The 23,015-nt window shown below is 60.7% G+C and carries 19 protein-coding genes and 1 pseudogene; 10 read left to right on the forward strand and 10 right to left on the reverse strand.

Going from position 1 to position 23,015, the window contains the following annotated elements; genetic code table 11:
* Positions 1–321 precede the first annotated feature (321 nt).
* Both NXC24_RS21920 and NXC24_RS21925 read left to right on the forward strand, forming a co-directional pair.
* Positions 322–1,341 (forward strand): PHB depolymerase family esterase, encoded by a 1,020-nt coding sequence (locus NXC24_RS21920; RefSeq protein ID WP_104825572.1) that lies wholly within the window; start codon positions 322–324, stop codon positions 1,339–1,341.
* Positions 1,342–1,797: 456 nt separating this feature from the next.
* The gene (locus NXC24_RS21925) at positions 1,798–2,262 is read left to right on the forward strand and encodes a helix-turn-helix transcriptional regulator (RefSeq protein ID WP_245464062.1); all 465 of its coding nucleotides are present in this window, start codon (positions 1,798–1,800) and stop codon (positions 2,260–2,262) included.
* A 159-nt stretch (positions 2,263–2,421) separates the two neighbouring features.
* Here NXC24_RS21925 and NXC24_RS21930 read toward each other — a convergent pair whose 3' ends face one another.
* The 8 genes from NXC24_RS21930 to NXC24_RS21965 all read right to left on the reverse strand — a co-directional run bounded on the left by NXC24_RS21930 (position 2,422) and on the right by NXC24_RS21965 (position 11,251).
* Entirely contained in the window at positions 2,422–3,324 is a 903-nt protein-coding gene (locus tag NXC24_RS21930; RefSeq protein ID WP_104825574.1) for a hypothetical protein, read from the reverse strand.
* Positions 3,321–4,871, reverse strand: a complete 1,551-nt coding sequence (locus NXC24_RS21935) for a hypothetical protein (RefSeq protein WP_104825575.1) — start codon at positions 4,869–4,871, stop codon at positions 3,321–3,323. The genes NXC24_RS21930 and NXC24_RS21935 overlap by 4 nt, the downstream gene beginning before the upstream one ends.
* Before the next feature lie 221 nt (positions 4,872–5,092).
* Positions 5,093–6,091 (reverse strand): polyprenyl synthetase family protein, encoded by a 999-nt coding sequence (locus NXC24_RS21940; RefSeq protein WP_104825576.1) that lies wholly within the window; start codon positions 6,089–6,091, stop codon positions 5,093–5,095.
* A gap of 93 nt (positions 6,092–6,184) precedes the next feature.
* Entirely contained in the window at positions 6,185–7,528 is a 1,344-nt protein-coding gene (locus tag NXC24_RS21945) for a cytochrome P450 (protein ID WP_104825577.1), read from the reverse strand.
* Positions 7,528–8,373 (reverse strand): SDR family oxidoreductase, encoded by an 846-nt coding sequence (locus tag NXC24_RS21950; RefSeq protein ID WP_104825578.1) that lies wholly within the window; start codon positions 8,371–8,373, stop codon positions 7,528–7,530. The genes NXC24_RS21945 and NXC24_RS21950 overlap by 1 nt, the downstream gene beginning before the upstream one ends.
* A complete protein-coding gene (locus tag NXC24_RS21955; RefSeq protein ID WP_104825579.1) occupies positions 8,360–8,668 on the reverse strand; it encodes a ferredoxin in 309 nt (102 codons plus the stop codon). Before NXC24_RS21955 ends, NXC24_RS21950 begins: the two co-directional genes overlap by 14 nt.
* 1 nt (position 8,669) lies before the next feature.
* Positions 8,670–9,962: a cytochrome P450 gene (locus NXC24_RS21960; RefSeq protein ID WP_104825580.1), complete on the reverse strand. Its 1,293-nt coding sequence runs from the start codon at positions 9,960–9,962 to the stop codon at positions 8,670–8,672.
* Between the two features lie 86 nt (positions 9,963–10,048).
* Positions 10,049–11,251 (reverse strand): cytochrome P450, encoded by a 1,203-nt coding sequence (locus NXC24_RS21965; protein ID WP_104825581.1) that lies wholly within the window; start codon positions 11,249–11,251, stop codon positions 10,049–10,051.
* A gap of 1,335 nt (positions 11,252–12,586) precedes the next feature.
* Between NXC24_RS21965 and NXC24_RS21980 the strand changes: the two genes are divergently transcribed.
* Positions 12,587–12,862: a hypothetical protein gene (locus NXC24_RS21980; protein ID WP_104825582.1), complete on the forward strand. Its 276-nt coding sequence runs from the start codon at positions 12,587–12,589 to the stop codon at positions 12,860–12,862.
* Positions 12,863–12,979: 117 nt separating this feature from the next.
* Here the strand turns inward: NXC24_RS21980 and NXC24_RS21985 are convergent.
* Together NXC24_RS21985 and NXC24_RS21995 are read right to left on the reverse strand one after the other, a co-directional pair.
* A pseudogene (locus tag NXC24_RS21985) lies at positions 12,980–13,099 on the reverse strand (HU family DNA-binding protein); the annotation flags it as partial.
* Positions 13,100–14,061: 962 nt separating this feature from the next.
* On the reverse strand, positions 14,062–14,604 hold the full coding sequence (locus NXC24_RS21995; protein WP_104825583.1) for a GNAT family N-acetyltransferase: 543 nt from the start codon (positions 14,602–14,604) through the stop codon (positions 14,062–14,064).
* A gap of 162 nt (positions 14,605–14,766) precedes the next feature.
* On the opposite strand from NXC24_RS21995, the gene NXC24_RS22000 reads away from it, so the two are divergent.
* From NXC24_RS22000 to NXC24_RS22025, 7 genes are all read left to right on the forward strand, one after another.
* Complete coding sequence (locus NXC24_RS22000) at positions 14,767–15,336, forward strand: XRE family transcriptional regulator (RefSeq protein ID WP_104825584.1); 570 nt, start codon at positions 14,767–14,769, stop codon at positions 15,334–15,336.
* A 291-nt stretch (positions 15,337–15,627) separates the two neighbouring features.
* Entirely contained in the window at positions 15,628–16,998 is a 1,371-nt protein-coding gene (locus NXC24_RS22005; protein WP_104825585.1) for an LLM class flavin-dependent oxidoreductase, read from the forward strand.
* A 27-nt stretch (positions 16,999–17,025) separates the two neighbouring features.
* Entirely contained in the window at positions 17,026–17,538 is a 513-nt protein-coding gene (locus tag NXC24_RS22010) for a flavin reductase (protein ID WP_104825586.1), read from the forward strand.
* Positions 17,539–17,602: 64 nt separating this feature from the next.
* Entirely contained in the window at positions 17,603–18,808 is a 1,206-nt protein-coding gene (locus NXC24_RS22015) for an MFS transporter (protein WP_245464048.1), read from the forward strand.
* Positions 18,809–18,887: 79 nt separating this feature from the next.
* Positions 18,888–19,001 carry a hypothetical protein gene (locus NXC24_RS36280; RefSeq protein WP_348632752.1) on the forward strand — a complete coding sequence of 38 codons (114 nt, stop codon included), beginning with the start codon at positions 18,888–18,890 and terminating at the stop codon, positions 18,999–19,001.
* An 823-nt stretch (positions 19,002–19,824) separates the two neighbouring features.
* Positions 19,825–21,087, forward strand: coding sequence for a nucleotide disphospho-sugar-binding domain-containing protein (locus tag NXC24_RS22020; protein ID WP_245464049.1), 1,263 nt, complete (start codon positions 19,825–19,827; stop codon positions 21,085–21,087).
* Between the two features lie 324 nt (positions 21,088–21,411).
* Complete coding sequence (locus tag NXC24_RS22025; protein ID WP_104825589.1) at positions 21,412–22,272, forward strand: alpha/beta hydrolase; 861 nt, start codon at positions 21,412–21,414, stop codon at positions 22,270–22,272.
* Positions 22,273–23,015 lie beyond the last annotated feature (743 nt).

A 23,015-nucleotide genomic window follows, 5' to 3' on the forward strand; every position in this document is an offset into this window, starting at 1 on the left:
TGTATCGTAGCGGACGAAGGCGCGTTGACCCGCGTCGCCTACTTCCCGACATATGTGCCGATGAGCATGGTAGACACCTCTTCCGTTGTACGGTAGCCGCCGAAACGGACGTTGGGCGTTCCGAAGGGCCATGTCGAAAGTCGCGAGCCAAGCGGCGTCGCCGCATAGAGAGGCCTTCGGGGAGGCAGGCATTATGGGCATCGTCACTGAGACGTCGTTCGGAATCTTTACCTAGCGCTGGTTTGCCCTCAACGAAGCGGTGCGCGAAGCCGCCCAGCTGGGCCTTCGAGCACTCCTCGCGCGGTTGGAGCGCGAGAACTCATGAGGTTTAGTTTCAGCCGATCCCTTTCGAAAGCGTTCAGAACGCAGAAACAGATGACCCGCCTGGTCGAGACGGCTTTGAAACCGGCACTCAAACGGCGGAAACCAAGCAAATCACCTTCCCCTCGCGCAACAGCTGGGCTGCTGGAGGTCATTGCTTTCGGAAGCAATCCAGGCCGCCTTCTGATGAAGTCCTTCGTTCCGGCGCGTTTGCCGAAGAGGCCGGCACTCGTCGTTGTTCTCCATGGATGCCTCCAGTCTCCCGAAAGTCTGCATGCGGCCAGCGGTTTCTCGAAGCTCGCGAGGGATCGTGGTTTCGTTCTCCTATACCCGCAACAGCGGCGCACCAACAACGCGCAAACCTGTTTCAACTGGTACCGGCCGAGCGCCGTTGCCAGGGACCGGGGCGAGGTGATGTCCATCAGGCAAATGATCGAGTATGCGTGCGAGCGGCATCGGATCGACGTTTCCAGAATATTCATCGTGGGATTGTCGGCCGGTGGCGCGATGGTGAGCGCGGTGGTGGCGAACTACCCGGAGATATTTGCGGGAGCGGCGATTGTTGCCGGCATGCCTTTCGGATCCGCCCGTGATGCCGTGTCCGCCTTGCGGGCGATGAAGGATGGGGCAGCTCCTCCGTCCGGCGGATGGGGACGCCCGATTGCGCAAATTAATGACGGACCGAGACCCTCGCCTCCGATAACGATCTGGCAAGGTGCAAATGATCGTGTCGTCAATCCCCTAAACGCGCGTGCATGTGTCACTCAATGGCTCCAAGCCAAAGGCATTGGTGAGTACAGCGGGCGAACGGCTGAAAAGTCCTGGGGTAGCCTGACGTCATGGACCGTGGCGGGCGAGCAGAAAGTTGCCCTCTATTTCGTCAACGACCTCAGCCATGGACTCCCTATCAAGAAGCGCGGCAGCCAAGCGCCACGAAGTCGCGCCGATCCCTATGTGATATCGACAGGTATCTCGGCGCCAGCAGAGCTCATGCGATTATGGCGTCTGGCAAGACTTTGAACGCTGCCGGTCCATAGGAGGGTCAATGCGCCGCCGCCAGCCTTTGCGGGTATACTTGAATGACGACCAGGGGCGCAATTGCCGGAGCTGAAATCGGCCCCAACATGATGGGAAACGGGAGCGTGATCCCCTATTGTGTACATTTTTCGGTGCGATGCTTGTTCGATAAGGGACGACCCGGCTGGAACACGTCGATCTTCAAACTGACCGACGGTCTGACAAAACGATACCGACTCGCGTCGCTACGCTTTGAACCGCGCAATAGTCGCGGCGCAGCGGTCGGGCAGCATCGCTCCCAAAGCTGGCCCCGGTCGGTGACGTGCTTTGCGGCAAAACTCGCCGAAATCGTGAATTTCGCATCAAGAATATGTAATCGCATCACAAATATGAAAGTCGAGATGCCTGGTTGCCCCTATCATGCCTTTTTGCGACCTTAGAGGAGCCGGCATGAGTTATATGACAGACATCGAAGCAAGTTTCACGCGGCGGGGGGCGTCGCCATCGGAGAGGTTCCATCCCGTCGATCGCCACGTCGGACAACAGATCCGCATTCTCCGAATTCAAGCCGATTTATCGCAGAGCGAGTTGGGCAAGGGCGTCGGCGTCAGCTTCCAACAGATGCAGAAATACGAAAGCGGCAAAAACCGCGTCAGTGCTTCGATGCTCTATGAAATAGCAAGTTGCCTGCATGTGCCAGTGGCGCGGTTTTTCGAAGGCCTGCCGGAACCCGGCAGCGGAGTTCCCCACCCAGAAGGCGCGGAGATTGACGAACGCATTGCATACCTGGCGACGGCTGACGGTCGCCGACTGATCGAGGGCATTTTGCGGCTGTCGCCCCGAATCAGGAACCGGGTTCTTTCGATTGTCGGCATTCTGGCCGAGGAACATGAACAGGCCGGCGAGCAGACGGCCGAAGCGTGACATCAAGCGGGTACAGTGCGAGCAAAGATTTTTTTCACATGGTTGTATGATATAACTCTTTTTGTCCGTCGCCGTCGCATCATGCTACCCGCGCCAGCGACGTGCCCGGCCACCACCTGCCACGCGTGGTAGCAGGGCAGTGCGCGCGCACGCCGCCGTCTAGAGTTCAGGCCTGCGCACACTGGCATCCCCCGCAGCGTTATTGCGGTAGCGGTTGACGGAGGTCTGATAGTACCGCGCGGGCAGGTTCGCCATGGCCTCGATCAGCGCTCCCCACGGCGCCGGAAAGCGTTCTTCGGCCAGCACCCGGTGCAGCATGCGCGTATGGCCGGCCAACTCGTCGTTGAGGAACTCTACCACAGGCATAGCCGGGTAGCGCTGCGACAGCAGGATCGCCGCGTTGTCGGCCTCGCCACCCGACTTGTCCTTGTCGCGTCCATGCAGATCGTTCTGCAAGCGCCCTATCGCGGAAATGAGCCGTAGGACCTGGCGAAACGCCGGACGCGCGCGCAAACTCGCCATGTCCAGCCCCCAGAGCAGTGACAGGCAACAGAACACGTTCGCGTAGGCGATCGAATCGACGCCGTTGTGCAGGTATTCGGTGTAGGACCAGCGCTCCGCCCCTGCCGCCTGCGCGCGTCCGGCGCGCAGAGCCGCGCAGTAGCACAGGGTATCGTCAAGAAGCTGAGCATAGTCACGACCATCGTAGGCGAGCGCGGCCAGCGAAGCGCGTAGCGCAGCGCAGCCCTCGAATCCAGGGAGCGCGCACGGCACACCCTGTCCCAGCGCCCGCTCCACCGCGGCGAGCTGCTCCGGCGTGATCAGACCAAGGTCGTTGCAATCGTCGAGCCAGAACAGCAGCGCCAGTTCGCGATAGAACGGCAGAATCAGCGATTCGTCCTGCGGATCGCGGCCCGTGCGAGCGCTGGTATCTCGCAGGCTCGGGTGGATCCACTGCAGGATGTACTGGCCGCCCCTGACCGCTTCCACGGCATGCTCGTCGGTGAACCCGGTCAGGGAACGCCCCCACTCCAGCACCTGCTGCAGAGCGCGTTCGGTCATGGCGCCGATCCTGCTCTCTCGGCCAGGGCGCGCCGCCCCCAACTGAGCGCCAACCATAATCCGGCGAGTTCGGCCACGCGCACGACCCGGGTGGGGCAATATAGTTCCTTGCCAATCCACAGCGGCGTCTGCGGCAATCTATGCGCCGCATAGCGGGCGAGCATCCATTCCAGCGCACGCGCCACCACCTGAGCGATGCGCGCGCGGCCTATTGGCTCTTCCCTGCCGTCCATCACCTGTAACGCGAACAGCGCATAGGCGGTTTCCTCGAATGTGGACGCACGACCGGCGCCCCAGCCGCCGTCGTCACGCTGCGCCTTCAGCAGCGCCGCCAGCGCGCGCTCGTCGCGCCACTGTTGCTTGCCTTGCGCCAGCGCAGCGAGCGCATGCGCGGTGGGATACAGCCATGAAACGTGCCATTTTTCGTTGTCCCATAGTCCGTGCGGGTTGCGATTGGCCTCGACATAGGCGCTGGTGCCGGCGGCGGGCTTTCCTAACAGTCGCAACGCATGCAGGGCATGGATGTTGGTCGACACCGAGGTATTGCGCTCGCCGGGGAAGGTGACGAACAGCCCGCCGATTTCGAACTGGCGCAACGCGTCGATTGCCGGGTCGCGGCCTGCAAGGCGCAGGACGCACAACACAAGGGCGGTGTCGTCCGCATCAGCCGCGAAGTGCAAGGCCGGGCCCAGACCGCGCACGTCCAGGCGGGTTTCAAGCTGCGCAACGATCACGCGCACCGCGTCGGCGAGTGCGGGATGCGAGAACAGCCCCGCCAGATGCAGGGTGTACAGCGACCAACATGGCTCAAACACATTGATCGGCCAGACGTTGGGAACGACACCTTCGATGCCGCTGCGCGTCGCCCGTGATGCCGCCTGCAGATACGCTTCCGCGCGCCCGACCTGCGGCGTGCTCCCCTGTGTCACGGCGTGCGCACGCCACGCGGCGGTGGCCGCCGGGCTGATGCCGATGCTGCCGCCGCCATCCGGGCATGCGGTGCTTGGCGACGTCCCCCAGGCTTCCCAGGAGTGCAGCAACGGATGGCCGCTCGGCAACATCGCCACCGCCCCCAGCTTGACCAGGCACGCTTGCCGCAACGGCAACAGCGCCGAGTGACGCGGAAACGCCACGCCGCCCGGCAAGGATGCGGCCTTGCCGCAAAGCTGCGGCAGGATCAGCTCCACACCGATCGGGGCGTCTTCCGGAACGGCATGTGCATAGGGATCGGGCTGGCGCTGGAGGAACCGGGTTGCAGCCTGGACTGCGTCGGCAGCACCGGAAAGACGATCGGCACGCTGCAATGCCAGCAAAGCCGCCCACGTGGGAGCATGGCGGAACAGCGGGAAGTCCACGCTTCCCCATCCGCCATCGGCCTGTTGCTGCGCGATGAGCCACGCGTATGCGTCCTGCCAACCGGTGGCGTTGCCGCGGAACTGCAGAGCTCGCGCCGTGTCGTAGATTGACGGGCCAACGCTGCCGCCATCGCTCATCTCGATCAGCAGGTGGCGCAATTCGGAAAGGATCTGTTCGGACAGCGCGTTCACGCGGGATGTTCCTTCTGCAGACGGTTGACGAGCACCACGATCGGGACGCGCACGTCGCCGCGTGCCCGTCGCGGTCCACCGCATAGTGCTTGCGCGTAGCGCGCCGGCAGTGCTGGGCAACCGCTGCGATCGGCGACGTGGATTTGGACACAGTAAAGCCTGCAACCGCTGCCGCCACTGATCGCAGCGGCACAGGGGTGACCCCACGCGGCCGGGCGCGCTCATGCGCATGGCGCGTGCTTCAACAGATACGCGTTGGCGCGCTGCAGGATCTGGGCCAACCGTTCCGCACGCGGCCCCAGGGGGGCGATGGCATCCCCCGCGTCGCGAAATAGATCCACCACGAGCTGGCGCGCTGCCTGTAGTCCCATGATCGACGCGCAGGTCGGCTTTTGCGCCGCCGCGTCCTTGCCGGGGGTCTTGCCCAGCGTCGCTTTATCCGCTGTCGCGTCGAGAATGTCGTCGACCACCTGCAACGCCAGGCCGAAACAGGTGCTGTATTGATCGAGCGCACAGTACAGCTCAGCGTGCGCGGCATCCTCCATGATGGTGCATAGCGCGCCCATGCGAACGGACGCGCGCACTAGCGCTCCGGTCTTCATGCGGTGCATCGCCAAGATCCTGCCGACCTCAACGTGCTTTCCAACCAGCGACAGGTCCATGGCCTGCCCGCCTGCAGCACCCTCGGCGGACACCGCTTGCGCCAATTCACGCACGAGCGCGATACGGATGTCGCCCGGCGCATCCAGGCTCGCCAGGGTCAGGAAGGCATGCGCCTGTAGCGCATCCCCGACCAGGATCGCAGTGGCTTCGCCGAACTTGACGTGCACGGTCGGAAGGCCGCGGCGAAGCACGTCGTCGTCCATTGCGGGCAGGTCGTCGTGGACCAGGGTACAGGCGTGCATCATCTCGATGGCGGCGCCGACGAGGTCGAGCATGTACGCCGGGGTGTCGGTCAGTGCGCCGGCAGCCAGACAGAGCAAGGCGCGGGTGCGCTTCCCGCCATGTAAGGTGGCGTAGCGCATCGCCGCCATCAGCTCGGCCTCACCGTCGTCTTCGGCGCAGAGAAGACGCGCCAGTGCCTGTTCGACCCGCTTTGTGCCGTCCAGCATCCAGATTTCCGGCAGCAGCCTGCCGGATGCGCCGGGCGCCTGCGCGCCCAATCCGTCGAGCGCGGAAACGCCAGTTTGGTCGTCGTGTAGCGTGGAACCGGTCTGCATCTTGGTCATGTCCTTGTACCGGAGAGGGCGAGCGGAGAGCCGCCGCAGTGTTGCCGGCGTCGCTGCCGCGCCAGCCGGCTATGCGATGCCAGCTCATGAGAATCCGATGCGGATTTTCATGGAGGGCTGTGCTGTCGGGTAATAGCGCCGGCCTTTTTCGGCGTCGCTCAGCAACCGCGGCCGCACCCCGGCCTTGTGCATGGTCAGCGCCAAGGCGATGCTGAACTGCACCAGTTCCAGCCATACCAGGTGGTAGCCGATGCAGACGTGTGGGCCGCTGCCGAACTGCAGCATGTCCACCGGCCGGATCGGCTCCGTGCGTTGCAGCCACCGCGCCAGGCGGAACTGATCAGGCGCCTCGTGCAGCAGCGGTGACGTCGAGAAATGCAGCAGCGGGATGCCCAGACTGGTGCCCGCGGGAATGCGCCGCTGGCCGAGTTGCAATTCCTGCGTCGCGCGACGCGGTAAGAGCGAGGACGCCGGATGCATGCGCAGCGTCTCTCGGAACAGCGCCTCGGCGACCGGGCACTGCGACAGGTCCGCGTGCCGGGTCGGCACTGCGCCCACGCGTTGCGCCTCCTCGACCAGGGCGTCCCACAGCTCAGGCTGCCGCGCCAGCTCGATCACCATCCAGGCCATCGTCGAGGCGGTGGTCTCGTGACCGGCAAGCAGCAGCAAGCGAACGTTGGCGACAAGGACGTCATCGGAGAGCGCGTCTTCGCTGAGATCGAACGCGCTCACCATGTCGTTGATCAACCCGGTGCGCACCGCATGCGCGCGCGCATCGCGGATGAATTGGCGCGACTGCGCGTCGATCCAGTCGCGGGCGGCGCGGCCGCGCCGAAAGGGCGTTCCGGGCAGGTCGAGCGGCGGCGCAAGCATCAATTGCAGCAGTTGCCGGTACTTGCGATGCCACTCCGGCAGGTCTTTGGCGGGGATGCCCATGAGATAAAAGGTGAGCTTCAGCATCAAGTCGCCGGTTTCGGGCAGGATAGTTACTTCGCCGCGGTCGCGCCACGCCTGCACCCGGGCCCGGATGACGGGCTGGAACAGCTCGCCAATGCCGGCCTCGGTCAGGCCTCTCGGCAGGAATGCCGCCTTGATCCCATCGCGTGCCTGCCGGTGCGCGCTACCGTTCAGAGTAACCAACGTTCCGCCAAGGATTTCGGGCGCGATCTCTTCAATCAGTGCCGAGGACACGTCCTTGTGCCGGAGCAATGCGAACGCATCCGGATCGAGGCATGTCATCAGTTGTCCCGCAGGGCCAAAATCAAGCCAGAAATGGCTGCCCAGGGTCCGTTCCGCGCGCCGCAGCAGGCGCGGCAGGTCACAAACGATGGCCGGAAGGTGCCCGACCAGGGGGAAAGCGCCGGGCATGACCGGGATGTCGTCCCGCAGCCGGTGCCGGCGGTTCAGCGGATTGAGCAGCATGTCCATTACCTCTCTGGCGCCGCGGCCGCTTTGGTAGTGTCATCGGCCGGTCGCCCGGCGCGACTGTTGCCACCATCGGCGTATGTCGGCACATGCGTCAGCATGCCGCCGTCGATGCACACGACCTGACCGGTGATAAATGCAGCATCGTCGGAGAGCAGGAAAGCCACCAGCGCGGCCACGTCCTCGGGGCGGCCGACGTGCGGCAGGAGCTGATGGCGGCGCAGATGCCTTTGCATGCACTCGTCCAACTTGGCGAGGAGACGTTCGGTCATGATAAGACCCGGCGCAACCGCGTTGCAGCGGATCTGCGCGTGACCGTACTGGGTGGCGAGCGAGGCCGACAGCATGTTCATCGCAGCCTTCGATGCGGCATAGGAGGTCAGCGCGGTGTCACCGCTGAGCCCCTGGCATGAAGACATGTTGACGATCGCGCCACCGCCACGGGCGATCATTCGCGGAACGGCCTGGCGGCAGCAGAGCAGCGTGCCACGCAGATTGGTCGCCATCGTCTCATCCCAAATGGCCAGGTCCAGATCGACGATCGCGCGGTCGCATGGGGTCAGATGCATGGCGCTCGCATTGTTCACCAGCAGGTCAACCCCGCCGAAGTGCTGCTCAGCCGCCTCAAACAGCGCGGCCACCGCCTGCGCATCGGCGATGTCCATGGCCAGGGCCAGCGCGTTGCCCGCTTCGGCCGCGATCTGCGCCGTGCAGGCGGCCGCCGCTGGGCCATCAATGTCGGCCACTACCACTCTGCCGCCCTCGCGCGCGATGGCGAGCGCGCATGCCTTGCCGATGCCGGCGCCGGCGCCGGTCACCACGGCCACCTTGCCCTCAAACCGTACCATCGTGTCCTCCTGGATTGCGTTGGTCTTTCGTGGCATGCCGCTCGGCCTCTGCCGAAAAAGGCGCAGGGTCGGCCCGGGCGCGCTCGCGATCGCCTGCGTCGCTTTCAATGACCCGAATGGCGGCGACCGGGCATTGGCTGGCCGCGAGCCGCACGGCGGCGTGCAGCGCCTGCGGGACCGTCGCCACGCACACTTGGGCGACGCCGTCGGGTTCGCGCTGACGAAAGGTAACGGGCAGCATCAGCGCGCACTGCCCTGTGGTTCCGCACAGATCCTGGTCGACCACCACGCGCATCTCAGCCCCCTACCTGCGCATGCAGCCGCACGGGCAGGGCGCGGAACGTCCTGAGGAACGCGGATGGCTCTCGGGTCGGCTTCTTGGCGAGTACGAGCGTGGGGAAGCGCGCCTCAATCCGCGGCAGGCTCTCGGCCAACTGCACCCGGGCCAGTTGCGCGCCGAGGCAGAAGTGGATGCCGTGGCCGAAGCTCAGCATGATCTTCCCGTCGGTCGACATGCCAGGACTTGTGCCGTAGAACCGTGCGGGGTCGAAGCGGTCGGGATCGGCAAACGCGTCCGGGTCACGATTGCCGGCGGCGATCAGCACGCGCACATCCGCATTTTTCGGGATGACCACGCCGCCCAGTTCGATGTCGCGCTGCGCGATGCGCGGTATGGAGCTGAACATGGCGGGCGCGTTGCAGCGCAGGACTTCTTCGACGAATGCCTCGACCCCCATGGCGTCTCCCCGCAGCCAGTGCCGCTGTTCGGGATACGCCAGCATCGCCAGGACCGCATGGTCGATGGTCGCAGCAGTGGTGGCGAAGCCGCCCAGCAGCATGCCCCATAGCATGCTGATCAACTCGGCGTCCGACAGCATGTCGGCATCATCGCCGTGTGCGCGGACCAGCATCGACACGATGTCTTCGCGGGGGTCGGTGCGCCTGCGCTGTATGAGGTCGCTGAAGTAGGCCTTAACTTTGGCGCTGGCCGCGTCCGCCGCGGCGAGCTGGGGATCGCTGGCGTGCGGGCTCAGGCCTTCCAGGATGGCGCCGATGATGGCGGCGAGCCCGAACATGTCCTCCTGGGGCATGCCGAACAGTTCGGCAAAGACCAGCATTGGCAAGGCAAGCGCGAATTCGCGATGCAGGTCCACTGCCTCCCCGCGCTCCAGCGCGTGCGCCATGCCATCTAGGCGCGCTGTGACGATGCGCACCATGCTCGGCCGCAGGTTGTCGATCTCGCACATGGTGAAATCGCGCGAGATCAGCCGGCGCAGACGCGTATGCGTCGGTGGATCCTTCATTGCTAAAGTGGACGCCAGCAGATTGAGCGATAGGCTGGTCGCCGCACGCGGAAAATAGCGGGCCAGTTCGCCCGGCGCCGGTCCTCGGAACGCATCGCCCGTGGCCTTGAGCGCCCAGTATATGTCGGCGTGGCGGCTCAACAGAAAGAGGCCCGACGTCGCGCGATGCACCGGATCGTGCTCGCGCAACCACCGCATGAACGGATAGGGGTCATGGATGCACGCTGGCGACGCCAGTTCGGCGAAGGCGTCCCGGCATGCTGCCGTTGTTTCTTTCACGTCCATCTTGGTTACCTGTTGGTTGGCCGATCTGACCGGCGCGCGTCAGGCGCGCCGGCAAATTGCGCAGAAGATCGCGATCCCCGGCTGCATCACCAGAACACCGGGAACTCCTCGAACCCGCCGGTGATGATCTCCTTGCGCAACTTCAGTTCTTCGGGCGCCACGGCGAGGCGCAGCCGGGGAAAGCGCTGGAAGATCGAACCAAACACCACCTTGAGTTCCAGCCTGGCCAGCGCCACACCGATGCAATAGTGCGGCCCATGGGAGAACGCCAAGTGGGGCTTTCCTTCGCGTTCGATGTCGAAGGTTTCCGGGTCGTCGAAATGGCGCGGATCGAACGAGGTCGCCGGCAGGCCGACCAACACCTTGCTCTCCGCGGGAATATGCACGCCCGCTATGGTCACGTCGGTCCTCGGGTAGCGCATGACGCCGTCCCAGCCCGCACCCGGCGGGTACATGCGCAGGATTTCCTCCACTGCCTTGTCCACAAGGGATGGATCGCCGACCAGGCGCTCGCGCTGTTGCGGATGACGGAACATCGCCAGCAGGCCGAATTCGATCTGCGCGACGGTGCTCTCGTGCCCCGCCACAAGCATGCCCGCCGCCAAGCCGATCGCCTCTTCCTCGGTCACCTTGTCCTGGTCGACAGCCGCGAGCAGATCCGTCAGCAGGTTGTCGCCGGGATCCTGGCGCTTGTCCCGCATCTTGCCGCGAATGTAGGCGCGCAGTTCTTCCCAGGCCAGGCGCGACGCGCTGCGCGGGCCGCTTTGATGCTGATGCGTCATCACCTCGTCGGACAGCCCGGCGAAAAAGGCGTGATCCTCGTAAGGCACGCCCATCAGCGCGCTGATGACCATCGCCGGAAGCGGAAAGGAGAGGTGGAGCCGCAGGTCGGCGGGCTGGGGCTGGGCCGCAAGCGTCTCAAACAACTGCGTGGCGATCGCCTCGACCTGCTGAGCGAGCAGCTTCATATTGCGCTCGCTGAAGGCCGGCCCCACGATCGTGCGTAATCGGGCATGCTCGTCCCCCTCGTGCGAGACCAGCCACCCCGGCGAACCGAGAATCACCGAATCCGGCGTGAATGCCGCCGGCGGTATCCCCGCGGGCCGGAATGCCGTGTCGGACAGCACCGCCTTGGCCTCGTCGTAGCCTGTCACCCACCAGCCTTCGTGCCCGGACGGGAAGCGCACGCGATGGATCGGACCGTTGGCGCGTAGCGTTAGCATCTCGGGCGAGGGCTCGATGTGATTGAGGCGCCACATCGGCAGCGTCGGCAAGGGGTGTTCGGACATGGTGGCGCTTCACTCTCTAAGCGATGGAAGGGCGGAAGGTGACCGGTAGGCTACGGGCAGCGAATGATGTAGGACGGCATGGAGGCGATGCCCTCCACGGCGATTGTCAGCGCCAGATCCTCCAGTGGCACGAACGGCGCAGGGAAGGCGCATCGCAATTCTAGGCGCGCCGGCGCAGCGCTCAGGTAGAATTGCGGCCCTTTGCCGAGCGACAGGTGCGGGTTGTGCCATCGGGTGACGTCGAACCTGTCGGACTCGGCATAGATTGACTGATCGTAGGAATTGGTGAAGGAGGTTCGACCGTACCCGCCAGCGACGTCTCCGCCAACACCTCCTCCGGATCAGTCCCACACCGCCGGTGGCAGTTAAACTAGATCGCATCCAACACGTCCCTGCATTTTCTCGGGTCCACAACCGCGCACCAAGTCATTGCCACAGCAAAACCGTCGGACCAGAAGCGGACAGGGCGCGGCTCCGTGTTCGTCCCAAAGACCGTCCATGCGATTGGTGATGATGCGGCGAACAGAGCAAAACGCGTGCCGAAGTGAATTTGCAGGCTCATCAAGCACTTCCCAGCGGCGGGTAGTGTCTGGTTTCTGACATTCAGTCTCAAAGCCGACAACCGGCGAAGCAAGTGCCGGACAAAGGCCTGGTCTTGCGCTGAATGTGCGAGGCAGTCCTTGCGCGATATTTCAAGCATAAGGATTGCCTGGAGCGGGCGTGGTTCGCTGGAAACCAATCCGATGTCGGCGGCAATAATCAGGAAAATGAAGCGCGCTCTCCGACATCTCGCTGGATCGGATGAGCGTGCGAGGCGGTAGCCGCAGGGTCGGAGTGTCGGGCCGTCAAACTTGGTAACCTACCTGCCTTGGTAGTTCGCGCACGCGAAATGCGTCTGTATATTCATATCGTGCATACGCTCCAACTAGCGACATGCTACCCGACCGTTTGCCCTGTCGAAGTAGGTAGTCGCGGGAAAAGCCGGACGATCTGCAAGGGGGCGTTCGGTTTTTTCTTTTTTAGGTTTTCACTCAAATTATGCGGTGAACGGACAGTTGGCGCGCGTATTGCTATCTGCTGGATGCGAACGAACTAGAAAGGGACACCCGACACACGGGTCAGAGTTCCGGGTATCACCCTTCAAGATGAAGGAAATTGGGTTGTTTGCGGGGCCGCCGAAGGCGATGAATGGAATACTTCTCGCTTTGTCATGAATATTACATCCTCTCTACTTTAGATGTTTCTAAAGTATCATCTTGACGATTGTCGTTCGAGGCGTGACAGGAGAGAGCGAATCTGCTTCTTCCTAATCAAAGCATTTTGGAAGGCGCCAATATGGATGAAGCGGAAAACGACCTGCGTTTGATCGCCGTTATGCGGCGCTACTTCGCTGTTAAGGAGGAACTCGCAGGGTTGAAGACCTCGCTTGAGGACAAGCGAAAAGCGGCGGGAATTGCGGTCGGAGAATTTTATCACGTGCGCGCCGAAAACGAGCACGCACACGATGTCAGTCGGACCGTCGCTCTGAGAAAAGAGATGGAGTTTCTAATGCACCTTGCCGAAGGCTGGTCGAGGGGAGACATTATTCATCTCGCCCCATCAGCCGAATGACCTGGAAAGCGCCGAGAATATTGATAAGGCAGAACCTATCCAGCGCCCCAACAACGGCACAGATGTGAATCCAGAAAGGACAGCAGCCCCGCTCGACTGAGCGAGGCTTTCCGTTGGTCACTTGTTGAGTGCATCTTTCAGCGCTTTGGCCGGCTGGAAGGTGAGCTTCTTTGCAGCTGCGACTTTGACCGTTGCGCCGGTGCCCGGAATGCGCGCTTCACGCTCGGGCGTATCCTGTCGGGTAGGGACGACCCGTCGCCGGGCCGGCCCTCCCTAAGAACTGTACGTGCAAGTTTCCCTGCATACAGCTCAAGCCTCCGCCAAGCCCTGTTTGACCAGAACCGCCAGTTCCTGTTGGTCGGCAGAGTGTGCGGTCTCATCGAGCCGATCCGTCTTCACCGATGGTAGGCCTCGCCTCGCAGCGAAGTAGCTATTCCATAGAGGATCGAACGGATTCGCTTCGACTCGGATTTTGCAATGGCGACGAATAGGAACGTCGGATGCATGGATCAGCCGCCAGAACCTAGTTCTTCCGGCTTTGCCTTTATCGCTGCGCGGAACACCCAGTCACGCACGCCTTCGCGGACGAAGTAACGTCCTTTCACCCATCGGCGTGGTTTATCTGGATGTCTGCGACATGCCCACTTCCAGAGACATTTCCAGGTAGGAATTCTGTCGCAGCTCAGTCGGGACGTGAACGATCGCGTCTTGAGACGCGGGTTCACATAAGCGAACGGACTGGAGGAAATGACATTGTCCCATGCCACAGCAGTCTGGAGGCGGTGGCATGCGTGCAAAGTCCAGCCGCAAAAAAACGCGACCTGGACAACAATCTCTTATGCGGCGTTGTCGATGCTTCGATGGTCAGCGTCGGATGCGCGACCATCATAAGGTAGGTGGAGACCATGAAGATTGCTCCACATTATGGCACGCGAGATCGAGTGCGGCAGATTTACCGCATCGAAAGAGTTGTGATCGCATCCGAATCCAAGCAAGGAATAGCAAGCAACCGCGGCTCCGGAGCGCCACCGGCCCGTTATGCAATGTGATGCTGTGGGGCCAACGTCTCCTGCCTGCAGCAGCGAAGGCATCTTCAATCAGGTTCCAAGGCGCTGACGTCAATCCAAGTCTGATCCAGGTCGAGGTCCACCCGAGCGCCTTCTGTGCGGTAGCGAAGGAAGTGGTGCGAGGAATCAGTTTCAGTCCAAAACTTGTGCTGTGACAGGAGGTTTGGAGGCCTCTTGAAGTGGAAGTTCCATGCACAGGAGGTCGAGCCATCGCCCAAATTTCTGGCCGACTTGACCAAATCGCCCGACGGTTTTGAAGCCTAATTTTTCGTGCAGTTTAATTGAACCCAGGTTCTCGGCTTCGATGCAAGCGACGAGAACGTGGATATGGCGAGCCCGCGCTTCGGAAATGAGTGCCTGCATGAGCGCGGCCCCGATTCCTCCACCCTTGCGATCGCTCCTGACATAGACCGAATGCTCCATCGTCTGCCGGAAGCCTTCAATCACGCGCCAGACGCCGTAGGTGGCATAGCCAAAAACCTCGCCCTGCCTCTCGGCAACCAGAACCGGGTGGTTCTTGGACATACGGTCGGCAAACCACTCTCTTCGATTAGGCAGATCCACAAGCGTCTCGTTCCATATCGCAGTGGTGTTTCGCACCGCGTCATTGTAGATGTCGAGAATGGCTGGTAGGTCCGCTTCAACCGCCGGACGGATTCCGATAGCATTTTCCATGACGCGAGGCTGTCCAATATATTTGATGATTGGTGCCGATCCGCAGATTAGGGCAGAGTGGCTGTCGTGATCGATAATCGATTGAAACTAACCTTACAAGTCAAAAAGTCGGCGTGTTGACGCTGAAGCCACTTCGGGACCCTTTAAAAAACCAGGTCAAGACTGTCTATTATGTTGGATAACGTTGATGAGCGCCTCGGCGCACGAATAAAAATTGAGCGCGAACTCCGGGGCTGGTCGCTAACAGAGCTAGCAAAGCGGTCCGGCGTATCGCGTGCGATGATCCATAAAGTTGAGCGCGGCGGCGCTAGCCCAACAGCAATGTTACTGGCTCGCCTTTCCGGTGCCTTTGAGATCAGCATGTCTACGCTGATGGTTCGAGCGGAGATGCAGGAAGGAATGTTGCTGCGGAAATGCAATCAGCCCACCTGGATAGATCCCGTCACGGGCTACGTGCGTACCCATGTTTCTCCTCGTTCTTCCACGCCGGTCGATGTAATCGACGTCACTTTTCCTGCCGGAAAGCAATCATCTTTTCCAGCTTCCTCATACGCGCATCGCAAACACCTCGTATGGATTTTGCAGGGTGAACTCGTCTTCATCGAAGGCGGCATCAGGCATGAGATGAAAGAGGGAGACTGCCTGGAACTCGGCCCTCCCAATGATTGCACCTTCAAGAATGAGACAGGTGAAGAGTGCCGATATGTGGTGATTGTACTCCGGGAGGCATGAAAAGGATGTAGGGCGATCCTTCGTATGAAGGGGCGCGCCGAATGACATTAGAGGCAAGAATCGCCGATGCGATCCTTGCCTTTTCTGTTCGGGGGAGAAGAGCTGCCAGCGCATCGGAGTGGGGTCGTAATCAGCTAATGAGGTTTTAACGAGGGCGGCGATCACTCAGTGCAGTTTTCAACTCGGTGATGCTGAGTATGAAACTCTCTTGACATCGCGCAGTTGTCCAATTTAGTGATATAATTATGATATTAAGATGGACATTAGCCTTCGAATTAGCAAGGGACACCTATGGCTCGCCAAATACATCTGAACGCGTTTGATATGTTTTGCCCAGGTCACATCCAGCAAGGGCTGTGGGCTCACCCCCGGGATCAATCGTATCGGTTCAACGATCTTCAATATTGGACAGATTATGCCCTTAAACTCGAACAAGGCCTGTTCGACGGTGTTTTCTTCGCTGATGTCGTTGGCGTGTACGATGTTTATGGCGGCAGCCCGAACGCTGCTGTCCGCGGCGCAGTCCAGATCCCAGCCAACGATCCGACGATCGTCATCCCCGCAATGGCGGCCGTTACCAAGAACCTTGGATTTGGTGTTACCTGCAACCTGACCTATGAGCAGCCGTTCCTATTTGCCCGCCGTATGTCCACGCTAGACCATTTGACCGGCGGGCGCATCGGCTGGAACATTGTAACCGGGTATCTAGACAGTGCCGCGCGAGCAATCGGCCTTCAGGGGCAAATTGCCCATGACGACCGTTATGATCTCGCCGACGAATACATGTCGCTTGTCTACAAGCTGTGGGAAGGTTCGTGGGATGATGAGGCCATCATTGTCGACAAAGACAATGCTGTCTTCGCCGATCCGAGCAAAGTGCGCGTCATTCACCACGAAGGTCCGCAGTACAAGGTCGATGCGATGCATCTTTGCTCACCGTCGCCACAGCGCACACCGGTTTTGTATCAAGCAGGTTCGTCCGCCCGGGGTCGGGAGTTCGCCGCCACCCATGCGGAGTGTGTCTTCGTCAATGGCCAGAAGAAGGAAGATGTCAAAGGCATCACCACCGACATCAAGGCCCGCGCGGAAGCAAAGGGCCGATCCACGGAAGACGTAAAGGTCTTTCTTGGCGCAACGCTCATCATTGGCAAAACGGCCACTGAGGCTCGGGAAAAATTCGAGGAATACCGCCGATATGTCAACTCGGAGGCGGCGCTCGCACATGCAGCGGCTTCGCTCGGCATCGATTTCGCAAAATACGACCTCGACGAGCCCATCGAAACCGGAAAGAGCCAGGCAATCGTCTCCAACGTTGAGATCATGAACAAGACTGCTGGCCCCAAATGGACGCGCCGCAAGCTCTTGGAACAGATGGTGCTCGGCAGCCGGCAAGCCCCGTGGGTCGGCTCCGCCGAGGAAATCTCGGATATGCTGATCGGCTGGAGCGAGGAAACTGGTATTGCCGGATTCAACCTGTCCCGCACCGTCACGCCGGAAAGCATCGACGACGTGGTCACCTATTTGGTCCCGCTGCTGCAGGAAAAGGGTGTCTATAAGACGTCCTACGCCGAGGGCACCTACCGGGAAAAGTTGTTCGGTCATCCCCGTTTGCCCGCGACGCATGCGGCCGCGAAGTATCGCGGCGGTGCGGCTGCCAAGTGACTTCACTCGTGAGATGGAGGATTTCACATGGTGGATAAGTCCAACTACCGAGACGCTATGGCAGGTCTTGCCGCGGCAGTTAATATCGTCACATCGGACGGGGTCGCGGGGCTGGCAGGATGCACAATCTCCGCAGTCTGCTCTGTGACCGACGAGCCGCCGACGCTCCTCGTCTGCATAAATCGCTCGAGCGCCAACAACGAAATCATTCGGAAGAATGGAAATCTTTGTGTCAACGTTCTATCGGCCGACCAACGCGACGTGGCGATGCAGTTCGCTACGAAGGGCCTGTCGGTCGGCAAGCGCCTCACCTGCGCAAAGTGGAGCGTTCTTGAAACGGGCGCTCCGGTGCTCGAAGGGGCTGTTTGTGCTATCGATTGTGATGTCGATTCCGTCTCGGAGGTGGGTACCCACACCGTTTTTTATTGCCGAGTGATGGCCGTTCGAAATCAGCCCGGTTGCGATGGGCTCATCTATTTCGGGCGAGACTTCCACCGCGTTGGCGTCAGTGCCGCGCGTCCTGCCGATATCCGAGCCTGAAGAAATGGGCAAGCAGGTTAAATCGGATCGTTTGCATTCGCATGCCGCCCTACGTGGAACCCATTTGACCGATGGCAAGTGGCGTTCCTTGGCGCTGATCCTCGCGGCCCAGGTGTCGGCGATGAGCGTGTGGTTTTCGTCCAGCGCCGCGATTGCTAGCATAAAGCAGCAACAGCCGATCACCTCGGCCGAGGAGGCGTTGCTTACGAGTGCCGTTCAAATAGGCTTTGTCGTAGGAACGATTTTTTCCGCACTGTTTTCTCTCGCCGATCGATACGATCCGCGTCGACTGTTTGCAGGATGCGCTGTCACGGCAGCGCTGGCCACTCTGAGCCTCGTGGTCAATTCGCCGACTGGAATAAGCGTGATCCTGCTGCGCTTCGTTACTGGGCTATGTATGGCTGGCGTCTATCCCGTCGGCATGCGCATAACGGCGACCTGGGCAAACCGGGATCTAGGCCTTCTGATAGGACTGCTGGTTGGGGCCCTTTCGCTCGGTTCGGCAAGTCCACATCTCCTGGCTGCGACTGTCGAGGTGCGGTGGCAAAGCATCTACCTCGCTGCATCCGGTTCAGCATTTCTTGCAGCCATTCTGATCTGCTTCGTCCAATTGGGACCGAACATACGCCGAGCCACGGCAGTGGACTTCTCGCAAGTCGCCCAAAGCTGGCGCCGCGCGTCGGTCCGTAAGGCGAACCTCGGATACCTTGGCCATATGTGGGAGCTCTACGCAATGTGGGCCTGGTTGACGGTATTCCTTCATCAGTCATTCGCTGACCGAGGTCTCGACTCTTCCAATACGAAAGCGGCTTGGTTGACCTTTGCGGCTGTCGCTTCCGGTGCGATCGGATCGTGGCTGGGAGGCATACTTGCCGACCGCTACGGGCGGACGTTTGTGACGATCGCCGCTATGGCTGTTAGCGGAACCTGTGCCGCTCTCGTTGGATGGCTCTATGGCGCGCCGCTCATTGTCCTAGCGCCCGTGGTTATATTGTGGGGTGTTAGCGTGATCGCGGACTCCGCCCAGTTTTCGGCAACTGTCGCAGAACTCGCCGAGCCGAGTTCCGTTGGTACCTTGCTGACTGCGCAAACCTGCGCCGGTTTTCTGTTGACGCTTTTCAGCATCCAGATCCTGCCGGTCGTGCAGATCGCTCTGGGATGGCCAGGTGCGTTTATGATGCTTGCTATCGGCCCACTGATCGGATGCGGCGCCATGTGGCGGCTGCGTCAGGATCCCGAGGCAAGATTGATTGCTGGCGGGAAGCGCTAGCGGTTCAACTCGAAAAATAATCGCCATCCGAGTTCGCGAGCTTTCGGAAAGACGGGTGAAGGAATCCGCCGGGATGAAAATGGGCCCTGCGCTTCCTGCGGGAAGCGCCTTCGTCCTTGCACCCTCGGAACTGACGCCGTTCTCCATGCTCTGCATCGCCCGACTCGCTGTCAGAGCCGGTATTCAGGCTTAATTTAATGTTGTGCTAGGCGATGGACACACTACTAGGGCCAGCGTTGAAAACGATCGCATCGACCCAAATAACACTGATGACGCTCGAGCAAGAGTCCCAGATCGTCTTTTCTTCCGCGGGCTTGAAGGTCGCGGCGCGCTGCGTTGCCCGCTTCGGCAGGCGTTGCGACCGTCGCCGACATTGCTCGTCAAGATGATTTAAGGCCGCAGCGGATTTACACTGGGCGGCGCCAGTTTGCGAAAAAGGCGGAAGCGGGGGTGGCCGGTGACGATTGCGCTTGGGCAGCGAGTTTGATGAACGCGCAGAGACATGCCGGCCGCGGATTGTACTCATTCAAACAATCAATTTTACGCAGCGCCTCAAACGACTTAAAAATTGCAGGACAGATGGAGTTGAACGAAATTTGAGCGGGTAAGTCATTGAGTTCGCTGGCCGCGAGCTGAAGATGATCGGGGATTCGTCGGATCCTCAGTGCGACGGACGTAAGTTCGCAAGACGATATCGCCTTTGTCGAGGTCGGCTAAGCAGCTAGACCTTTCCGGCCGATTGCGTCAGCTCTCGAGCAGGTTGAGCTGTGGGCAATTGGGAAATCCTTTCGGTTTTAAGGCACCTGCAAGAACGTCTGCGATGGCCGCAAGGGAGCGTCATCTTTCTAACCGGAAAGGTCCCGCTGAGGGAAGTTACTTAAAGTATGTTGTATCGCCGCGCCTCCGATTGTGACGGCGGCAGACCTCGACATGACGTCCCCATTATCGATCACTTATTTTTGGCAGCCTGCGATTGCGACGAAATTTGGTTTCAACCACGATTGAGGTGAGGCGTGATGTATAGCTTCCTGCTTGCGTCCTGGGGGACGTCGGGTAATCTGGGCCCGTTGCTGACTGCAGCTCGGCAACTGCAACGGCGCGGCCATAGCGTCCGCATTATGGCTGATCCAGAGATGCAGCATGAAGTGGTTGCGGCGGGTTTCGACTTCGTGTGCTGGCGCCGTGCCCCGACGGGTACCGACGCGGATCCGACTTGCTTTTCAGACATGCACGACTGGTTCCAAAAGGCGGTGTTCGGCCCCGCGCCAGCCTATGCAGCCGACGTCCAGGATGAGATCGGCCGCATACCGACGGATGCTGTCATTGCCATCGATATGTTGTTCGGTGCCGTTTTGGGCGCCGAAGCCGCTGACGTGCCCATCGCAATGTTGTCACCCCATGTGAGCCTTCGCCCTTTGCCAGGAATTCCGCCGGCCACCAGCGGATTGGCGCAGCCGCAGACGCCAGAAGAGCGGCTCGCGATCGCGGCGGCAAACGAAAATTGGGCTTGCTTCCTAAACCAATTCCTTTCGCTTCTAAACGGGGCGCGTGCCCGCCTCGGCCTTTCCGGTTTGGCCAGGACGGTGGATTTATTTGAGTGTGCCGATCGGTACTTGCTGGCGATCAGCCGGACCTTCGATTTTGAGGCCGACCTCCTACCGGACAACGTTCGTTATGTTGGGCCGCTGCTGGAGCAACCAAATTGGTCAAAGAGCTGGAAGGCCCCTTGGCCGGTGGACGCCAATCGACCTCGTGTGCTCGTCGCCTGCAGCTCCGGCGCTCAGGGTCAAGACGACTTGGTCCAACGGATCATTTGCGCATTGGGTACGCTGGACGTGTACGCCGTGGCGACCATCGGGCCTCATGTCGATGCGGGGAAGCTGGTCGCCCCCGCGAACGTGCATCTGTTGCACGGCGCACCGCATGACACAGTGATGAAGGAAGTCTGCCTTTTGATAACTCAGGGCGGCCACGGCACCGTCAGCCGGGGGCTGATAAACGGTCTACCGCAACTGGTGCTGCCGAACGGGCGCGACCAAGGAGATAATGCTGCACGAGTTGTGTCGAAGGGAGCTGGTCTTCGACTACCCCCGAGTGCTAGTGAAGCCGAAATCGCCTATGCCGTCAGTCGGCTGCTACAGGAGCCGCGCTATCGCGATGCAGCGCGCCGCTTGGGCGATGGCATCAAAGCTGAAATCGCCGCCTCCGGTCTCGTTGCCGAATTGGAGGCTATGGTGGCAAATAGACATTGTCGGATCGGCGACCTGCGGCCGGTTTGATCGTGCATTCGGATTGTTCGAATTTATCGTCGGTGCGCTCAGGCATTTCGCTCATGGGGATTTGGGCATGATACCTTTCCTTCGATGCTTGCCTACCGCGCAAGTCGATCTTCGTCTCCGGCTTGGTGCCGCTCACAGTTCATCATTCAGTGCTGCCCCATTTGCCACGGGCATTCTCAACTCGATCAGTGTGGATCGGCAAACCATTGGTCTTGCGATCTGACTGCCGTTGGTTGTTCCGCTCTCTCTCTCTCTCTCTCTCTCTCTCTGTGACACACACACTCTACCCTTGGCTGACGACCCAGAAAGAAGGAGCCGAACCTCATGAATGCAGCCGAATCGAGCCCCATACTGATGAACCGCGCCGGGGTGTGCCTTGCGCACTTCGAAGCAATATCGCCTTCGCCCCTAAGTCCGCCGCTCGTCTTGATTCACGGCTGGACCGGCGATCACAGGATATTCACGCCGCAGATTGACTATTTTGCTAAAAGTCGGCACGTCATGGCGGTAAACCTCCGCGGTCACGGAGACAGCGATGCGCCGAAGCAGGAGTACACGATTGAGGGTTTTGCTGACGACGTAGCGTGGCAATGCCGCGAGCGCAACCTGGAGAAACCGTTGATCATCGGCCACAGCATGGGTGGGTCGGTCGCGCTCGAGCTGTGCGGTCGCCATCCGGAGCTGGCCTCGGGTGTGGTGTTGATCGATTCTATTGTCACGCCCCGGTTTGCGCTACGCGATAGCCCCGAAATTGAGCAGTTCCTGGATGAAATTTCGACCCCAAACTATCGGGAGGTTTTGCGAAAAAACGCGTGGTCCATGGCCCTCGACTACGACACTCCTTCCAGGCGCGAGACCATCCACAACACTTATATCCGCGCCTCGTGCGAGAAGACACCGCAGCATGTGGCGTATTCTGCAATGCGCAATTTCATGCTCAACTATGATGCGTCTCCTGCGGCAATGCGTTGCAGGGTCCCGATGGCCTACATCGCTGCCGATGTGCCGCTGGTAAGGGCTGCATGTGATCTCGACTGGCTAAAGGTTCGCTGCTCCCAGCTCGTTCTGGCCAAGACGCTGTTGGCTGGCCATTTCAACACCATCGAGGTGGCTGACCAAGTGAATGCAATGCTCGACCGCTTCTTAGCAGTCGGCATTGGGCCGCGCCCCACGAGCCGGATCTAACGGATGTGCCTAATAGACTAGTTTACGATGCTATGCCCACCGGGGCCAGCCGAATTCGAGTAGGATCCGCTGTCGCGACCGACATCAAATCTGGCGGGGTGTGTAAAGGGTTTCAAGGGAAGCGGCGCTTGACCGTCGTTAATTGGTCGTGGTGCGGCTTGCCGGCGGGACCCTCACCAATCGCCATGAAACTTTCGCCTCGTTCCTCGCCAAGCGGGCATCATACGTGATCGATGTTTCGATGATGCCTCTATACCCCGGGTCGAAAGGGCGGTTACGACCGCCGAACGCGCGTCGCCCACAGCGCACCGCCTTCTTGTCATTTGACCGCTAACCTACCGGCGCATCGGACTTTTGCGCCTCCTTCAGGCGTGGATTGTCCGCACGTTTTTTGGGAGGCTAGCGAGACGAAAATGGTCGTCTCCGCTTCGCGACGAAATATGTGCTCGCTCGCCCCCATCACCTGAGGACGCAATCCCATTCGTCAGGTCGTGGCCGACCACTCCCGAGTGCCTCGGCGGGGCCTGCCCGTGCACTCCGTTCGGAGACCACACCAAGGATATCAGTACGCCGATGATCGTCTCAGAGCCATCTGGAAGTGACAAGCCTGGAGCGCTTGCGACATTTTTGTGGCACTTATCCTACACGGCCTGCCTGCTCCCAATCGTTGATTCCAAAGGTTCTATTCATACGCATTTGATTGGCACAGCTCTTGCGAAGACGAGAGGCGGAGCGGTTCGTTT

The sequence above is a fragment of the Rhizobium sp. NXC24 genome, from assembly GCF_002944315.1.
In the GTDB taxonomy this organism is placed as follows: domain Bacteria; phylum Pseudomonadota; class Alphaproteobacteria; order Rhizobiales; family Rhizobiaceae; genus Rhizobium.